General features: G+C 60.5%; 16 protein-coding genes. 3 read left to right on the top strand and 13 right to left on the bottom strand.

What is annotated here, in order from left to right:
• Position 1 precedes the first annotated feature (1 nt).
• A complete protein-coding gene (locus tag N4Q37_RS07355; RefSeq protein WP_260956480.1) occupies positions 2–1,426 on the top strand; it encodes a gamma-aminobutyraldehyde dehydrogenase in 1,425 nt (474 codons plus the stop codon).
• Between the two features lie 54 nt (positions 1,427–1,480).
• Here the strand turns inward: N4Q37_RS07355 and N4Q37_RS07350 are convergent, their stop codons facing one another.
• The 3 genes from N4Q37_RS07350 to N4Q37_RS07340 are packed head-to-tail and all read right to left on the bottom strand — an operon-like array spanning position 1,481 to position 2,477.
• Positions 1,481–1,882 carry a type II toxin-antitoxin system VapC family toxin gene (locus N4Q37_RS07350; RefSeq protein ID WP_260956479.1) on the bottom strand — a complete coding sequence of 134 codons (402 nt, stop codon included), beginning with the start codon at positions 1,880–1,882 and terminating at the stop codon, positions 1,481–1,483.
• Positions 1,882–2,289 (bottom strand): AbrB/MazE/SpoVT family DNA-binding domain-containing protein, encoded by a 408-nt coding sequence (locus tag N4Q37_RS07345; RefSeq protein ID WP_260956477.1) that lies wholly within the window; start codon positions 2,287–2,289, stop codon positions 1,882–1,884. Before N4Q37_RS07345 ends, N4Q37_RS07350 begins: the two co-directional genes overlap by 1 nt.
• Before the next feature lie 2 nt (positions 2,290–2,291).
• Positions 2,292–2,477: a hypothetical protein gene (locus tag N4Q37_RS07340; RefSeq protein ID WP_260956475.1), complete on the bottom strand. Its 186-nt coding sequence runs from the start codon at positions 2,475–2,477 to the stop codon at positions 2,292–2,294.
• Between the two features lie 335 nt (positions 2,478–2,812).
• Here N4Q37_RS07340 and N4Q37_RS07335 point away from each other — a divergent pair, with 335 nt between their 5' ends.
• Complete coding sequence (locus N4Q37_RS07335; RefSeq protein ID WP_260956473.1) at positions 2,813–4,438, top strand: glucan biosynthesis protein D; 1,626 nt, start codon at positions 2,813–2,815, stop codon at positions 4,436–4,438.
• Positions 4,439–4,561: 123 nt separating this feature from the next.
• On the opposite strand, the gene N4Q37_RS07330 is transcribed toward N4Q37_RS07335, so the two are convergent.
• From N4Q37_RS07330 to N4Q37_RS07320, 3 genes are all read right to left on the bottom strand, one after another.
• A complete protein-coding gene (locus N4Q37_RS07330) occupies positions 4,562–5,668 on the bottom strand; it encodes an NADH:flavin oxidoreductase/NADH oxidase (RefSeq protein WP_260956471.1) in 1,107 nt (368 codons plus the stop codon).
• A gap of 312 nt (positions 5,669–5,980) precedes the next feature.
• Positions 5,981–7,690, bottom strand: a complete 1,710-nt coding sequence (recJ, locus tag N4Q37_RS07325) for a single-stranded-DNA-specific exonuclease RecJ (RefSeq protein WP_260956469.1) — start codon at positions 7,688–7,690, stop codon at positions 5,981–5,983.
• A gap of 99 nt (positions 7,691–7,789) precedes the next feature.
• Positions 7,790–8,332, bottom strand: coding sequence for a YaeQ family protein (locus N4Q37_RS07320; RefSeq protein ID WP_260956467.1), 543 nt, complete (start codon positions 8,330–8,332; stop codon positions 7,790–7,792).
• Between the two features lie 138 nt (positions 8,333–8,470).
• Here N4Q37_RS07320 and N4Q37_RS07315 point away from each other — a divergent pair, with 138 nt between their 5' ends.
• Entirely contained in the window at positions 8,471–9,670 is a 1,200-nt protein-coding gene (locus tag N4Q37_RS07315) for a CaiB/BaiF CoA transferase family protein (RefSeq protein ID WP_260956465.1), read from the top strand.
• A 222-nt stretch (positions 9,671–9,892) separates the two neighbouring features.
• Here N4Q37_RS07315 and N4Q37_RS07310 read toward each other — a convergent pair whose 3' ends face one another.
• The 7 genes from N4Q37_RS07310 to rplS form a co-directional block, all read right to left on the bottom strand.
• On the bottom strand, positions 9,893–10,180 hold the full coding sequence (locus N4Q37_RS07310) for a DUF3509 domain-containing protein (protein WP_260956463.1): 288 nt from the start codon (positions 10,178–10,180) through the stop codon (positions 9,893–9,895).
• Positions 10,181–10,365: 185 nt separating this feature from the next.
• Entirely contained in the window at positions 10,366–11,736 is a 1,371-nt protein-coding gene (locus N4Q37_RS07305; protein ID WP_260956461.1) for a transporter substrate-binding domain-containing protein, read from the bottom strand.
• Between the two features lie 118 nt (positions 11,737–11,854).
• Positions 11,855–13,264, bottom strand: coding sequence for a threonine synthase (thrC, locus tag N4Q37_RS07300; RefSeq protein ID WP_260956459.1), 1,410 nt, complete (start codon positions 13,262–13,264; stop codon positions 11,855–11,857).
• A 105-nt stretch (positions 13,265–13,369) separates the two neighbouring features.
• Positions 13,370–14,674 (bottom strand): homoserine dehydrogenase, encoded by a 1,305-nt coding sequence (locus tag N4Q37_RS07295; RefSeq protein WP_260956457.1) that lies wholly within the window; start codon positions 14,672–14,674, stop codon positions 13,370–13,372.
• A gap of 131 nt (positions 14,675–14,805) precedes the next feature.
• Positions 14,806–15,537, bottom strand: coding sequence for a thioredoxin fold domain-containing protein (locus N4Q37_RS07290; RefSeq protein WP_260956456.1), 732 nt, complete (start codon positions 15,535–15,537; stop codon positions 14,806–14,808).
• Positions 15,538–15,798: 261 nt separating this feature from the next.
• The gene (xerD, locus tag N4Q37_RS07285) at positions 15,799–16,695 is read right to left on the bottom strand and encodes a site-specific tyrosine recombinase XerD (protein ID WP_260956454.1); all 897 of its coding nucleotides are present in this window, start codon (positions 16,693–16,695) and stop codon (positions 15,799–15,801) included.
• A 132-nt stretch (positions 16,696–16,827) separates the two neighbouring features.
• On the bottom strand, positions 16,828–17,178 hold the full coding sequence (gene rplS, locus N4Q37_RS07280) for a 50S ribosomal protein L19 (RefSeq protein WP_003175895.1): 351 nt from the start codon (positions 17,176–17,178) through the stop codon (positions 16,828–16,830).
• Positions 17,179–17,200 lie beyond the last annotated feature (22 nt).

Here is a 17,200-nt window from a genome sequence, read left to right as displayed (position 1 = left end):
CATGCAAACCAAACTGCTGATCAATGGCCAGTTGGTGACGGGCGAGGGCCCTGGCCAAGCTGTGTTCAACCCGGCGCTGGGACGGGTGCTGGTGGAGATCAACGAAGCCAGCGAAGCCCAGGTCGACGCGGCCGTGCGCGCCGCCGACAGCGCCTTCGACAGCTGGTCGCAAGTCAGCCCAAAGGACCGCTCCCTGTTGCTGCTCAAGCTGGCCGAGGCCATCGAAGCCCACGGCGAAGAGCTGGCGAAACTGGAGTCGGATAACTGCGGCAAACCCTTGAGCGCGGCGCTGAACGACGAGATCCCGGCCATTGCCGATGTGTTCCGTTTTTTCGCCGGGGCCAGCCGCTGCATGACGGGCTCGGCGGGCGGTGAATACCTGCCGGGGCACACCTCGATGGTCCGTCGCGATCCGGTGGGGGTCATCGCCTCCATCGCGCCGTGGAACTACCCGCTGATGATGGTTGCCTGGAAGATCGCCCCAGCCCTGGCCGCCGGCAATACCGTGGTGCTCAAGCCATCGGAACAGACCCCGCTGACGGCGCTGCGCCTGGCGGAACTGGCGTCGGAGATTTTCCCGGCTGGCGTGCTCAACGTGATCTTCGGCCGTGGGCCGAGCGTTGGCCAGCCGCTGGTCACCCATCCGAAAGTGCGCATGGTGTCGCTGACCGGCTCCATCGCCACCGGCTCGCACATCATTTCCAGCACCGCCGACAGCGTCAAGCGCACCCATATGGAACTGGGCGGCAAGGCCCCGGTGATCATCTTCGACGATGCCGACATCGACGCAGCCGTGGAAGGCATCCGCACGTTCGGCTTCTACAACGCCGGCCAGGACTGCACCGCCGCCTGCCGCATCTATGCCCAGCAAGGTATCTACGACCGGTTCGTCGAGAAGCTCGGCGCGGCGGTGGCCAGCATCAAGTACGGCCTGCAAACCGCACCCGACACCGAGATGGGCCCGCTGATCACCGCCCAGCATCGCGACCGCGTGGCCGGGTTCGTCGAACGGGCCATCGCCCAGCCGCACATCCGCCTGGTCACAGGCGGCAAGGCCGTGGAAGGCAACGGGTTCTTCTTCGAGCCGACGGTCCTGGCCGACGCCCAGCAGGACGACGAAATCGTTCGCAGAGAAGTCTTCGGACCGGTGGTGTCCGTCACGCCGTTCCTCGATGAAGCACAAGTGCTGGCCTGGGCCAACGATTCGGACTACGGCCTGGCCTCATCGGTATGGACCGCCGACATCGGCCGCGCCCATCGCCTGTCGGCACGCCTGCAATACGGCTGCACCTGGGTAAACACCCACTTCATGCTGGTCAGCGAAATGCCCCACGGCGGCCAGAAACGTTCCGGCTATGGCAAGGACATGTCCATGTATGGGTTGGAGGACTACACGGTGGTGCGGCATGTGATGTTCAAGCATTGAGTCACATTCATCAGCCCGGCCAGACGACAGATCTGGCCGTGGCTATTCCAGTTATCAAGATGGCACCACCAACTCGACCGAAGGGAAATAATTTCGGTAGCGTCTGGCGTCCCGGGTAAGCAAAGGCAAGCGATTCACCGCAGCGTGGGCGCCTATGAAGAAATCTGCCAGCACGTTACTTTTTCCACCTCCTGCCTTTCGATAGCGCAAGAAAGCTTTCCCAGCCAGAAACAATGCAGGTCGAGGCACTTCTTGCACGAGCAGCCCAAGCTCCTCGACCACTTCATCCAAAGCCTCGAAGGTGGAGAATGTCTGAGACAGTTCGGCATAGATAATCGGATTGATGACCAGTTCATGGACTTGAGATTGGGCACGCAACTGTTGGACCGACCAATCAGCCCAAACCGGATCATCTTCCAGGACATCAATCAAAACATTGGTGTCGACCAGCATCATCAATCTTCACCACGTAGCAGCAACATAAGATCGTCAGTGCGCCATTTGATATCCGCCTTGCCGCGTACGGCCTCAAAACGGTCATGGACCTTTTTTTGGACTGCTCGAGCCTTACCTGAATGCAGCACCACTTCACCTTGCGCATTGACGCTGAATTCAACCGCGCTTCCGGGCATCAAGTGCAGCGCATCGCGAATAGGTTTAGGGATGGTGACTTGTCCCTTACTGGTCATAGTCGTCGCCATAACGCTCTCCTTTGAGGTATTACTTTTTGAAAGAAGGTAATACCTCGCTTCAAAACCTGCAATCGCCGCTGATCGTAAGCCTATTCGCTTCGGCCGATGGAATAACTCAGCCTGCTGCAAGGAAATAGCCAAAATTTTCGCCTGAAAAGCAGTAAACCCCATCTTCAAAACCGCGAAACACTGCGCATCGCATCCACCAGGTAGCGCATGGCGATCCGATCGTTCTCCGACAACTCTCGATAGCGCTCGACCAGTCTCATTTCTTCCAGGCTGAGCCGACGTGTCCGGCGCGGGTTGGCCATGCCTGGAAAGATCCCTAGCATTTGGGTAATGCCCTGTATTTTTGTCATGAGTTGTCCTTCCGTACGTCGAGTTGACCTGATAGCGCCATCCGCATCTAGAGAATAGGGAGGATTCCCCCCGTGAAAAGAGATTTTTAGAGTAATTAGTCAAAAAAGGTCATGATCGGGATAAAAAAAGAAACATCTGTAAGAAAATTTGACCAAGCCACGCTTTCCTTTCTCTTTAAGCGTGTATTTCCCCTATGATTTTGCGCCTCGGTGAACCGATCCAATTCTCAGGCATCTGTTCTACGTTCGTCGCGTTTGGCAAGGCATGGCCGAACTCCTCCACTGATCTCTGTTGCCAGGAACGGCACGGAATTGCTTCGAGAAAGGTTGTATTTATGCACCGCAGGAATCTGCTCAAGGCCTCCATGGCCTTCGCCGCCTACACCGGACTTTCGGCCTCTGGGCTCATGGCCGCCCGTGCCTGGGCTGCTGACCAGACTGCCGACGGCGACGCCCGTCCCTTCGACTTCAATGACCTGAAAGACCAGGCCCGGCAACTTGCCAAAGGCCGCTACGTCGACACCAAGCAAGTTCTGCCGCCCACCCTGGCAATGATGTCGCCATTGCAGTTCAACGCCATTCAATACGACGCCAAGCACTCTCTGTGGAATCAACTGGGCGGCCAATTGGACTTGCAGTTTTTCCATGTCGGCATGGGTTTCAAACAGCCGGTGCGCATGTACAGCGTCGACTCGAAAAGCCGGGTGGCCCGTGAAGTGCACTTCCGCCCGGAGCTGTTCAACTACGAGAAGACCACGGTCAATACTTCGCAGCTCACCGGTGACCTGGGGTTCGCAGGCTTCCGGGTGTTCAAGGCCCCGGAGCTGGACCGGCACGATATCCTTTCGTTCCTGGGCGCCAGCTACTTCCGCGCCGTGGACGCGACCGGCCAATACGGGCTGTCCGCCCGCGGCCTGGCCATCGACACTTACGCCAAGAAGCGTGAAGAATTCCCCGACTTCACCAAATTCTGGTTCGAGACGCCGGACAAGAACAGCACCCGCTTCGTGGTCTATGCCCTGCTCGATTCGCCCAGCGCCACTGGCGCCTATCGTTTTGACATCGATTGCCAGCCGACCCGCGTGGTAATGGAGGTCGACGCCCATATCAACGCCCGTACCGCCATCGAACAACTGGGCATCGCACCGATGACCAGCATGTTCAGTTGCGGCACCGTCGAGCGGCGCATGTGCGACACCATTCACCCACAGATCCACGATTCCGACCGGCTGGCCATGTGGCGCGGCAACGGCGAGTGGGTATGCCGCCCGCTGAACAACCCGGCCACCCTGCAGTTCAATGCCTTCGCCGACAAGGATCCGAAAGGCTTCGGCCTGGTGCAGACCGACCATGATTTTTCCAGCTACCAGGACACCGTGGACTGGTACAGCAAGCGCCCAAGCCTGTGGGTCGAACCCACCACCGCCTGGGGCGAAGGCTCGGTGGATCTGCTGGAGATCCCGACGACCGGTGAAACCCTGGATAACATCGTCGCGTTCTGGACACCGAAGAAACCCGTCGCCGCCGGTGACTCGCTCAACTATGGCTACAAGCTCTACTGGAGCGCCCTGCCACCGGTGAGCACCGACCTGGCGCACGTCGATGCGACTCGCTCCGGCATGGGCGGCTTCATCGAAGGTTGGGCCCCAGGCGAACATTATCCGACGGTCTGGGCACGCCGATTCGCCGTGGACTTCAGCGGCGGCGGCCTCGATCAACTGCCCCCAGGTACCGGCATCGAACCCGTGGTCACCTGCTCCCATGGCGAGGTCAAGGACTTCAACGTGTTGGTGCTGGATGAGATCAAGGGCTACCGCATCACCTTCGACTGGTATCCAACCGACGACCGCGTGGACCCGGTGCAGATGCGCCTGTTCATTCGAACCAAGGACCGGACCTTGAGCGAGACCTGGCTGTACCAGTACTTCCCGCCGGCGCCGGATAAGCGCAAGTATCCCTGAGCCTGGGCCGGCCCTATGGCGAGCCCACTCGCGATAGGGCCGGTACAGATAGGGCCGGTACAAACACCGAAAAAGCAAAAGCCCCGGCCAAGACGACCGGGGCTTTTGCTTTGTATCGGACACTCAATCGCGCAAATCCGACTCATGGATCGGCTGGTCCCGGTGCGTCGCCCGCTGATACTGCGCCGGCCACACGGCCTTATGTCCGCCCAGGTCATCGTCGGCATGCAGCGCCCAATACGGATCGCGCAACAGTTCGCGGGCCAGGAAAATGATGTCGGCCTGGCAGGTTCGCAAAATGTGCTCGGCCTGGGCCGGTTCGGTGATCATGCCGACGGTGCCGGTGGCAATTTCCGATTCCTTGCGTACCCGTTCGGCAAAACGCGTCTGGTAGCCCGGGCCGGTGGGAATTTCCGCGTTCGCGGCAGTGCCCCCCGATGAGACGTCGATCAAGTCCACGCCCAACGTCCTGAAACGCCGCGCCAGCTCCACGGTCTCATCGGGGTTCCAACCATCCTCGACCCAATCGGTGGCGGAAACGCGCACGAATACCGGCAACTCTTCAGGCCACACGGCCCGTACTGCTTCGGTGACTTGCAGCACCAGGCGGATGCGGTTCTCGAACGAACCGCCGTACTGATCGCGCCGCTGGTTGCTCAAGGGTGAGAGGAACTGATGCAGCAGATAACCATGGGCGGCATGGACCTCGACCACTTTGAATCCCGCCGTCAAAGCGCGCCTGGCAGAAGCCACGAATGCCTGGATGACGCCGGCGATCTGCTCCTCGTCCAATTTGGCAGGCTGAGTGTGTTGCGGATCGAAGGCAATCGGCGACGGCCCGACCGGCACCCAGCCACCGTCCTCCGGTTTCACGCTGCCATGTTTGCCCAACCAGGGTCGCCAGGTGCTGGCCTTGCGTCCGGCGTGGGCCAGTTGGATGCCCGGCACGGCTCCTTGGGCGGTAATGAAACGCGTGATGCGTTGCAGGGGTTCGATCTGCTCATCGTTCCACAACCCCAGGTCCTGGGCGGTGATCCGACCGTCGGCGGTGACCGCGGTGGCTTCGGTGAAGACCAGGCCGGCACCACCCACGGCACGACTGCCGAGGTGCACCAGGTGCCAATCGTTGGCCAGGCCATCAGTGCTCGAGTACTGGCACATCGGCGACACCGCAATGCGATTGGGCAAGGTCAATTGGCGAACGGTAAAGGGTTCCAGCAGCAGACTCATGGGGCACCTCTCTAATCAGTGGGCAGGCTCCAGGGTTCTGTTTGAAAAGTCGACGAGTGACAAAAGGCACAACACCCGCCCCCGCGGGCAACGAAAATCGACAAGACGTCACAAGGGCTATCAACCAGTGCTTAGAGCCTAGTCGACAACCGGGAAGGAGGGAGGGTTCAGAACCTAAAAACCGGCCCTGATTACGATGTGGGAACAAAGCTTGCTCGCGAACCAGGCATCCCGTTCCTTGAAAGACCGCATCGCCTTCATCGCGGGCAAGCCTTGCTCCCACATCGCCACGCGGCAGATTACGATTTGTGCTTACCGCGGCTCGATGTGGGCAATCATCAACTGCACCGACTCCTGCCCGCGGAACTCGTTGAGATCGAGTTTGTAGGCCAGCTCGACCCAGCGCACGGTGGGGTTCGGCCAGATCTCGCGGTCGATGCCGAAGGCTATGCCGTCAAGCTTCACCGAACCGCATTCGCTCTTGAGCACCACCTTCAGGTGCCGCTCCCCCACCACGCGTTGTTCAACCAGTTGGAACACCCCGTGGAACATCGGCTCCGGAAAATGCTGGCCCCAGGGGCCGGCGTGGCGCAGCGCCCGGGCCAGCTCCAAGTGGAATTCCTCCACCGCCAGGGTGCCGTCCGACAGCAGCCGGCCGGTCAGGTCCTCTTCGCGCAACTGCCGGCGCACTTCCGCATCGAACGCCTCGGCGAACAACGGAAAATTCGCCTCCGACAGCGTCAGCCCCGCCGCCATGGCGTGACCGCCGTACTTGTTGATCAGGGTCGGATGCTGCGCCGCCACCACACTCAACGCATCACGGATATGAAAGCCCGGCACCGAGCGGCCCGAGCCCTTGAGCAAGCCATCCCCGGCATCGGCAAAGGCAATGGTCGGACGGAAATAGCGCTCTTTCATCCGCGAGGCGAGGATGCCAATGACCCCTTGGTGCCACTGCGGATCGAACAGGCACAAACCGAATGGCATCGACTCCACCGGCAGGTCCTTGAGCTGGGCCATGGCTTCGCGCTGCATGCCTTGCTCGATGGACTTGCGGTCCTGGTTCATGCCGTCCAGTTGCACGGCCATTTCCCGCGCCAGGGCCGCATCGTCGGTGAGCAGGCACTCGATGCCCAGGCTCATGTCGTCCAGGCGCCCCGCCGCGTTCAGGCGTGGGCCGAGGATGAACCCGAGGTCGGTGGAGGTAATCCGTGAGTGATCGCGCTTGGCGACTTCCAAAATGGCCTTGATGCCAGAACGGGCGCGACCGGCGCGAATCCGTTCCAGACCCTGATGCACCAGGATCCGGTTGTTGGCGTCCAGCGGCACCACGTCAGCCACGCTGCCCAAGGCCACCAGGTCGAGCAATTCGCCGATGTTCGGCTGCGGTTTGCTGGCGTACCAGCCCAGGCTACGCAGGCGCGCGCGCAGCGCCATCAACACATAGAAAATCACCCCGACCCCGGCCAGGGCCTTGCTCGGGAACTCGCAGCCCGGCTGGTTCGGATTGACGATGGCGTCGGCCACGGGCAGCTCCAGGCCAGGCAGGTGGTGGTCGGTCACCAGCACCTTGAGCCCCGCAGCCTTCGCCGCGGCCACGCCTTCCACGCTGGAAATGCCATTGTCCACGGTGATCAGCAATTGCGGCTCGCGCGCCAGGGCGACTTCGACGATTTCCGGCGTCAGCCCGTAGCCGTATTCAAAGCGATTGGGTACCAGATAGTCGACATGAGCGGCACCGAGCAGGCGCAAACCCAGCATGCCCACGGTGCTGGCCGTCGCGCCATCGGCATCGAAGTCACCGACGATCAGGATCCGCTGGCGTTGCTCCAGCGCCACCACCAGCAAGTCCACCGCCGCATCGATCCCCTTGAGCTGTTGGAAAGGGATCAAGCGCGCCAGGCTCTTGTCCAGCTCAGCCTCGGACTGTACGCCACGGGCGGCATACAGGCGGGTCAACAGCGGTGGCAAATCACCGAGAAACGGCAGGGTGTCGGGTAACGGGCGGGGTTCTATGCGCATGGGAGAACAGACATTTCTCTATTTTTTGGGGATCCTGGATCGTGGTGAGGGAGCAAGCTCCCTCACCACGATGCGTTCACTTGATACAGGGTCAATGACTCAACCGCGCTCGCCCAGCAACCACTGCAGTTGGACCTCATGCTGACCGCGGTCGTCGGTGACGAAGATCGTGCCTTCGCTGATCATCACATCCCACTTGATTACCCGCGGCATGTCCTGGGCCAGGGTTTCGAGCACGTCCTGGGGCACGGCGGCGATGTTAACGTTCTTCAGGTTCTTGACCGCCGGGACCACCTTGCCTTCCCAGACCCGCAGGCTGCCGTAGGCCAGCAGGCTGGTGCGCTCGGTGCGGCGCGAGCACCAGGTCAGGCGCTCGGCATCGGGCTGGCCGACTTCGATCCAGTGCAGCACCCGTTCGTCCAGGCTTTTTTCCCACAGCGCCGGTTCATCCACATCCGACAGCCCCCGACCAAACGACAGCAGCTCGTTGTACCAGAACGCGTAGGCCAGCAGGCGCACGGTCATGCGCTCCTCGGTTTCCGAAGGGTGGCGGGCGATGGTCTGTTTCACATTCTCATACACATTACGGTCGAGATCGGTGAGGTTCAGTTCAAACTTGTAAGTCGTGGACGGCTGGGCCATGAACGGGCTTCTTGATACGAGGAAAGGCGGCAAGTCTAACCGATGATGCGGGCAATCCACGAATTGCCGACCATCAACCTACGGCTAGCCTATGATAAAACGCTCTATCCGTTTTGCCTTTGTCCTACAGGATCCGTCATGTCGCTTACTGCCAAACCCCTTGCCGGCGTCAAAGTCATCGAACTCGGCACCCTGATCGCCGGGCCCTTTGCTTCAAGGATCTGCGGTGAATTCGGCGCCGAGGTGATCAAGGTCGAGTCGCCCGATGGCGGCGACCCGCTGCGCAAGTGGCGAAAACTGTACGAAGGCACCTCGCTGTGGTGGTTCGTCCAGGCCCGCAACAAGAAATCCGTGACCTTGAACCTCAAGCATCCGGAAGGCCTGGCCATCCTGAAACAACTGATCGGCGAAGCCGACATCCTGATCGAGAACTTTCGACCCGGTGTGCTGGAAAAACTCGGCCTGGGCTGGGATGTCCTGCACGCATTGAATCCGAAACTGGTGATGGTCCGGCTTTCGGGCTTTGGCCAGACCGGGCCGATGAAGGACCAGCCGGGGTTCGGCGCCGTGGGCGAGTCCATGGGCGGCCTGCGCTACATCACCGGTTTCGAGGACCGCCCACCGGTACGCACCGGGATTTCCATCGGCGACTCCATCGCCGCCCTCTGGGGCGTGATTGGCGCCCTGATGGCCTTGCGTCACCGTGAGATCAACGGCGGCACCGGGCAGGTGGTGGACGTGGCCTTGTACGAGGCGATTTTCGCCATGATGGAAAGCATGGTGCCGGAGTTCGACGTATTTGGTTTCATCCGCGAGCGCACCGGCAATATCATGCCCGGCATCACCCCCTCCTCCATCCACACCAGCGCCGACGGCAAGCACGTACAGATTGGCGCCAACGGCGATGCGATCTTCAAGCGCTTCATGCAGATCATCGGGCGCGATGACTTGGCCGATGATCCGCAACTGGCCAGCAACGATGGGCGGGACGCGCGGCGGGACGAGTTGTATGGCGTGATCGATCGCTGGGTGCATTCGCTGCCACTCGATACCGTCATCGAACAGTTGAACCTGGCCGGCGTGCCGGCCAGCCGGATTTTCAGCGCCGAGGACATGTTCAGCGACCCGCAATTCCTCGCCCGTGAGATGTTCCTGCAGGCCAAGCTGCCGGACGGCAAGGGGTTCAAGATGCCGGGAATCGTGCCAAAGCTCTCCGACACCCCGGGCAGCGCCGAATGGGTCGGCCCGGCGCTGGGAGAGCACAACGCGCAGGTGCTTGCGGAACTGGGCTACGACACGCAGCAGATCGCCAAACTGCGCACTGACGGCGCCATTTGAAGCAGGCCCCCACAAGGGGGCGGCGTTGCCCCCTTGGCTGAACGTGTTGCAAACCTTGAACGCCAGGCAAAAAGAAACCCCGAGAAGTGGGGAGACAACTCGGGGTTAAACAAGACCATTAAGGTCCGTGCAACAAGCGACAAGCACCGGAGCACAATGCTTGATCTTGTTGGTAAAGGGTCTGACTCACCAATACGTCGGAAGGTTCCCACAGAATCGGGATCAATTCGCTGCGGTCATGACCTTGTCGCGGGCCAGGTTACGCAGTGCCGCGATCACACAAGGCTCCAGGCGTCCCTCGGCGATCAGTACATCGCGGTGCAAGCCATCGACGACATCCGTCAGCTGGCGTTTGTCGGTCAATTGCGCTTGATGGAAGACTCGCTCGACGATAATGGCCCCGGCGGCATTCTTCAGGGTCACCAGGCATTCTCCCTTGGTACCGGAGGGCGTCAGCGTGACTTGATACGGGTTCAGGGCCTCACCCAGCAACAGGCGGATACTTTCCATTCGCTCACCCTTCAATAGTCCGAAAACAACTGCGCGTACACAGTCAATGACCGCGCGGCGCAACACAAAGTTCGTCGGCGCACCGAACCGGCACGCCTTGGACCCGTTCCACCGAGCATGCGCGTCCAATATGACAGGTAGACAACAGCCTTCGCTTGAAACGATCACCTTGAAGCCACCTGGATTCAGGCCAGGCTCTGATCGGAACGACGCCAGCGTCGACCCACGTCAATCCAGCCCCCCAGAAGACCGCGCAGTTGCCCGTCGGCCCCGTAGAAAGGCACCGACCAGTGGTAAACCTCCCGCAGTCCACCGCTGAACATCAATTGACGGTCGACAAACCGAGACTGGCCAGTTCGCAATTGCTCCATCACCTCCCCATGCAGCAGCTCGGCGGTGGCCGCAGGGAACGCTGCACATTCGTCCAGCCGCTTACCTCGCAACTTTTCGAAACGGGTCGCAAACTGGTCCTCATAGCTTTTGTTGCACATGACCAGGCGCCCTTGCAGGTCGCGGATGAAAATCGGGTCGGGGACGGCATCCATCAAGGCCCGCTGGAGCATCACCTGGTCCTTGAGGACCGCCTCGGCCTTGAGACGCTGGTCGATCTGTACCTGCAACCGGCGGTTCCACAAGAGGGACAGGAGGGCGAACAACACCATCACCGTCATGCACCAGTAACCCCAACCGGACAGCCGCTCCCAGGTCGAGGGCACCTGAACCGGAGTAACGCCGGCCATCCACTTGGACCGCAGCGCGCGCATGTCCTCGGCTGGGAAGGCTTCCAGCGCCTTGTTCAAGATACTGAGCAACAGGACCAGGTCCTGGCGCACTGCCAGGTAATCCGGCTCCCAGATGCCCTCAAGGCCTCTTCCTACTTGCAACTGCCCGGCAGGGTACAGATGCACCCCGGTTTCATTTTCGATGGTGGCATAGGCTTCGCGGCTCTCCACCAGCGCACGCGCCTCGCCATAGGTCTTGGTCGTGCGCAACTCGATGGCCGGGTAGTCCCGCCGGATCTGCGCCTCCAACGCATGCCGTGCCGGCAAGGCCAGGACCTTGCCTTCAAGCTGTTCCAAAGAATGCAGGATCGACTCCCCGTCACGGCCGACGAATACCCAGCCAGAGCCGCCGAACGCATGACTGAAACTCAGAAAGTCCCGACGTTCCTCATTCATTGCCAACAAGGTCGTCATGTCGGCCTCGCCATTTTCCAGCATCGTCATCAACTCTGCGGGGGAGAACGACTCCCGATGCACGAACTCAAGGCCCGTCATTTGCGCAATGCGCTGGAGAATGTCGTGATTCAGCCCATTCCATTGCCCCAGTTCATTCCTGAACAGGTACAACGGAAACTGCAGGGTAGCCACGATGACGCGGGGGTTCTCCTTGATCCACTTCAATTCCTGCGCGTCCAGCACCAGTCCCTTACCGGGATTGGCCGGTGGCGTTTCGAATGCCGCCAACTGGGCTGCGTGGGCCCCCTGCCCCCAATGCATCAGGGCCATGCCCATTATCCAGCCCAGGGCTGGCTTGCCTTTGGTAAAAAACAACATCTGCATATCCTTCGAAATGACTCGCCCACCCTCCAAGGGCGACACCCGACCAGTTTGGCATGCAGAAACAAGAAAGCCCGTCAGGAGACGGGCTTCAAAATGTGACAGGTTTCAGCGCTTAGAGGGGCTTGCCGCGGTTGCCATGCTGGCTGACAAAGGCCTGCACGGCCTTCAGGTCGTTGGGCAACACGGTGCAACGCTCATCTCGCTCAAACAAATCAGAAAGATGTGCAGGGAGTTCAAGCGCTTTTCCTACGCCCGCTTTCTGCACGGCTTCCGGGAACTTGACCGGATGCGCCGTGCCCAGGATCACCATCGGGATGTCCAGGCTGCGACGGCACTCACGGGCAGCCCTGACGCCAATCGCCGTGTGCGGGTCGAGCAACTCGCCGCTCTGCCCGAACACCTCGGCGATGGTTTCGCAGGTCTGCTCATCGTCCACGGCCAGGGAGTCGAACAGCTTGCGGGCCTCGGTCCAGCGCTCGGCTTCGACGCTGAAACCACCACCCTGCCGGAAGCTGTCCATCAGGCTGGCAATTGCCGCGCCATTGCGACCGTGCAGGTCGAACAGCAAGCGCTCGAAGTTCGACGACACCATGATGTCCATCGACGGCGACAGCGTGGCGTGCAGGGTTTCCTTGACGTACTGGTTACCGCTCATGAAGCGGTGCAGGATGTCGTTGCGGTTGGTGGCGACGATCAACTGGTTGATCGGCAGCCCCATGTTGCGAGCCAGGTAACCGGCGAAAATGTCGCCGAAGTTGCCGGTAGGTACCGAGAACGCCACCGAACGGGCCGGGCTGCCCAATTGCAGGGCTGCGTGGAAGTAGTAAACGATCTGGGCCATGATCCGTGCCCAGTTGATCGAGTTGACCGCCACCAGGCGGGTGCCCTTGAGGAAGCCCTGGTCGGCGAAGCTGGCCTTGACCATTTCCTGGCAGTCGTCGAAGTTGCCTTCGATGGCGATGTTGTGGATGTTATCGCCAAAAATCGTCGTCATCTGCCGGCGTTGCACGTCCGAGACGCGGTTGTGCGGATGCAGGATGAAGATGTCGACGTTTTCACAACGCTTGCAGCCTTCGATGGCCGCCGAACCGGTATCGCCCGAGGTGGCACCGACGATCACCACGCGTTCGCCACGTTTTTGCAGCACATAGTCCAGCAGGCGACCCAGCAGTTGCAGGGCAAAGTCCTTGAACGCCAGGGTCGGACCGTGGAACAGCTCCATGACCCATTCATTGCCGTTGAGCTGGCGCAACGGTGCGATGGCACTGTGGGAAAAGACGCCATAGGTCTCTTCCAGGATTTTCTTGAAATCGGCGTCCGGAATGCTGCCGGCGACAAACGGGCGCATGACCCGGAATGCCAGTTCGTGATACGGCAGGCCGGCCCAGGAAGCGATTTCCTCCTGGGTGAAGCGCGGCAGGTTCTCCGGCACGTAAAGGCCGCCGTCCGTGGCCAGGCCGGCCAACAGGACATCTTCGAAATTCAGGGCCGGTGCCTGGCCGCGGGTACTGATATAGCGCATGGGGGCAAACCTTTGGTTTGAGCTTCGAGCTTCAAGCTGCAAGCTACAAGTAGAAGCCGATCCGCTTTCAACTTGTAGCTTGTGGCTTGCCGCTTGCCGCTTTGATTAATTCAGATGCTCGACACGGATACGGACCACCGGGCCAACCACGCCCTGGAGCGCCTCCAGCGCCGTGATCGCATCATTGATGCGTTGCTCGACCACGCGGTGGGTCAGCAGGATCATCGGCACCAGGCCATCATGCTCCTCGACTTCCTTCTGCATGATCGACTCGATGTTGATGCCACGCTCCGACAGGATGCTCGCCACCTGGGCCAACACGCCCGGATGGTCCTTGGCCTGGATGCGCAGGTAGTAGGAGCTTTCGCACGCCTCGATCGGAAGAATCGGATGAGCCGACAGCGAATCCGGCTGGAAGGCCAGGTGCGGCACACGGTTTTCCGGGTCGGAGGTCATGGCGCGAACCACGTCCACCAGGTCGGCCACCACCGAGGAAGCGGTCGGCTCCATGCCTGCGCCAGCGCCGTAGAACAACGTCGAGCCAGAGGCATCGCCATTGACCATCACCGCGTTCATCACACCGTTGACGTTGGCGAGCAGGCGATCGGCCGGGATCAGCGTCGGATGCACCCGCAGCTCGATACCACTGGCGGTGCTGCGCGCCACGCCCAGGTGCTTGATGCGGTAGCCCAAGGCTTCGGCGTAGTTCACGTCAGCGGTGGTCAGCTTGGTGATGCCTTCGGTGTAAGCCTTGTCGAACTGCAACGGAATACCGAACGCGATGGATGCCAGGATCGTCAGCTTGTGCGCCGCGTCGATGCCTTCCACGTCGAACGTCGGGTCAGCCTCCGCGTAACCCAGCACCTGGGCTTCGGCGAGCACGTCCTCGAAAGCGCGACCCTTCTCGCGCATCTCGGTGAGGATGAAATTGCCGGTGCCGTTGATGATCCCCGCCACCCAGTTGATACGGTTGGCCGACAGCCCTTCGCGGATCGCCTTGATCACCGGGATACCACCGGCCACGGCCGCTTCGAAAGCCACGATCACGCCCTTCTCGCGTGCCTTGGCGAAAATCTCATTACCGTGAACGGCGATAAGCGCTTTGTTCGCGGTGACCACATGCTTGCCATTCTCGATGGCCTTGAGTACCAGCTCGCGGGCAACGGTATAGCCGCCCACCAGCTCTATGACGATGTCGATCTCAGGGTTCGTGGCCACTTCGAAGACATCGTTGGTAATCGCAATACCGGTCGTCTGGAACTGAGGCTTTGGCGTGCGCATGGCAATTTGTGCCACTTCGATTCCACGCCCGGCACGACGAGCAATTTCCTCGGCGTTGCGCTGAAGTACGTTGAAGGTGCCGCCACCGACGGTACCTAACCCACAGATGCCTACTTTGACCGGATTCACTCTTGACTCCCCATGAAACGGCCGACGCAAGGTCGGCCGTGAAATACAGCCGCGCAGCAACGCGACTTAGTGTTTAACGGCCCGACGAAGGTTTCGCCGAGCCGTACTCTTCAAAAGCAGATCGCCCATGATCATTTCGCGCCCAGAGCCAGTTTGGCGACTTGCGGCGCCGGCTGGTAGCCCGGAATTACCTGACCATCGGCCAAAACAATTGCAGGTGTACCGTTCACGCCTATTGACTGTCCGAGAGCAAACTGCTTGGAAACCGGGTTATCACATTTCGCGGCCTTGATTTCCTTGCCATCGACCATCTTGTCCATGGCCGCTTTCTTGTCCTTGGAGCACCAGACCGCCTGCAACTGCTCATCACCCGGCGAGCCCAGGCCCTGGCGCGGGAACGCGACATAGCGCACTTCGATGCCACGCTTGTTCAGCTCCGGCACTTCGGCATGCAGCTTGTGGCAATACGGGCACGTGGTGTCGGTGAACACGGTGATGTGGGACTTGGTTTCACCCACGGCCGGGTAAACCACGGTTTCAGCGACCGGAATACCATTGATCAACTTGGAAATGCCCTGGCGCTCGGTCAGTTCGGTAAGGTTGACCGGCTTGCCATCCTTGAGCTCGAACAGGTTGCCCTGGACGATGTACTGGCCATCGGCGCTGGCGTAGAGCACGCGGCTGCCCTTGAGCTTGACCTCATACAGGCCAGCCATGGGACTGGCTGAGATGGCCTCGATCGGCACTTCGAGCTGAAGGTTTTCCAGGCTCTTGCGGATAGCCTTGTCGGCCGCGTCATCGGCGATGACAAAGGTGCTGGCCAGCGCAATGGCGGCGGCGGTGAACAACTGGATCAAACGCATGGGGACTCCTGTGGCGAACAAATGGGACGTGCAAACGCCGAGCTGCAGATTCGGCTTCCAACCGCCCACTGTGCAAACCGACAAAGCCTACCACATAAGGCTCGCGTGACCGAATGCCGGTGATACAAGGCGTTGATGAACACTTTCTGTGGAAGCGGACTCGTGGGAGCAAGGCTTGCCCGCGATGAACGATAACGCGGTTCAGTTGTTACACCGCGGCGCGGCCATCGCGGGCAAGCCTTGCTCCCACAGGAGGGGCATTCAACCGCGTGGGTGATGCTTGGCGTGCAGGTCCTGCAGGCGTGCCCGGGCGACATGGGTGTAGATCTGGGTGGTGGACAAGTCACTGTGGCCGAGCAACATCTGCACCACCCGCAGATCGGCGCCGTGGTTGAGCAGGTGCGTGGCGAAGGCATGGCGCAAAGTGTGGGGCGAGAGGGATTTTCCGATCCCAGCCACCTTGGCCTGGTGCTTGATGCGATGCCAGAAAGTCTGGCGAGTCATTTGCTCGCCATTCCGGCTTGGGAACAGTACATCGCTGGGACGCCCGCCCAGCAGCTCGTGACGCCCGTCGCGCAGATAGCGCTCGACCCAGACGATGGCCTCCTCGCCCATCGGCACCAGGCGCTCCTTGCTGCCCTTGCCCATCACCCGCAGCACACCCTGGCGCAGGTTGACCTGTTCGAGGGTCAGGCTGATCAATTCGGTGACACGCAGGCCACAGGCGTACAGGACCTCCAGCATCGCCCGGTCGCGCTGGCCGATGGCATCACTCAGGTCAGGCGCCTTCAGCAACGCCTCCACGTCGGCTTCCGACAGGGATTTGGGCAGGGGGCGACCCAGTTGCGGCATGTCCACGCGCAAGGTCGGATCCACCGCGATCAGTTTTTCCCGCAGTAGATAGCGATAAAACCCACGCAAACCGGAGAGAAACCGCGCAGTCGACCGCGGTTTGTAGTTCTGCTCCAGACGCCACGCCAAATGATCAAGGATCAACTCCCGTCCGGCATTCACCAACTCCAGACGCTTGTCCTGCAACCAGCCGTTGAACAGCGCCAGGTCGCTGCGATAGGCATCGCGGGTGTTATCGGACAGGCCCTTCTCCAACCACAGGGCGTCGAGAAACTGGTCTATCAGCGGGTGATCGATGGCTGGCATAAAAACTCTTGGAGGATGCGGCACACACGGCATCGAAGTAAGGAATGAAGCTACGCAGGGTGCTCAAAGAGCAAATCGCAGGCAACAAAAAAGCAGCCCGCAGGCTGCTTTTTTTTGCATCGGAAGCTGGACTCAGGCCAGTTTTTCCTTGATGCGTGCTGCTTTACCGGACAGGTCGCGCAGGTAGTACAGCTTGGCCTTACGTACGTCACCGCGACGCTTCACAGCCATGCTGTCGATTTGCGGGCTGTAGGTCTGGAAAGTACGCTCTACGCCAACACCGTTGGAGATTTTGCGAACGGTGAACGCACTGTTCACGCCACGGTTACGCTTGGCGATAACAACGCCTTCGAACGCTTGCAGACGGGAACGGTCGCCTTCCTTCACTTTCACCTGGACGACAATGGTGTCGCCTGGGGCAAAGGTAGGGATTTCTTTGGTCATCTGCTCTGCTTCGAGTGCAAGGATGATTTTGTTAGTCATGCTGTGCTCCTAAGGCAAGTCG

Origin of the sequence: Pseudomonas citri, from assembly GCF_025336485.1 — a bacterium.
Classification (GTDB): Bacteria; Pseudomonadota; Gammaproteobacteria; order Pseudomonadales; family Pseudomonadaceae; genus Aquipseudomonas; species Aquipseudomonas citri.
Note: the sequence above shows the minus strand (reverse complement) of the source record. Positions and strands in the feature narration are given on the sequence as shown.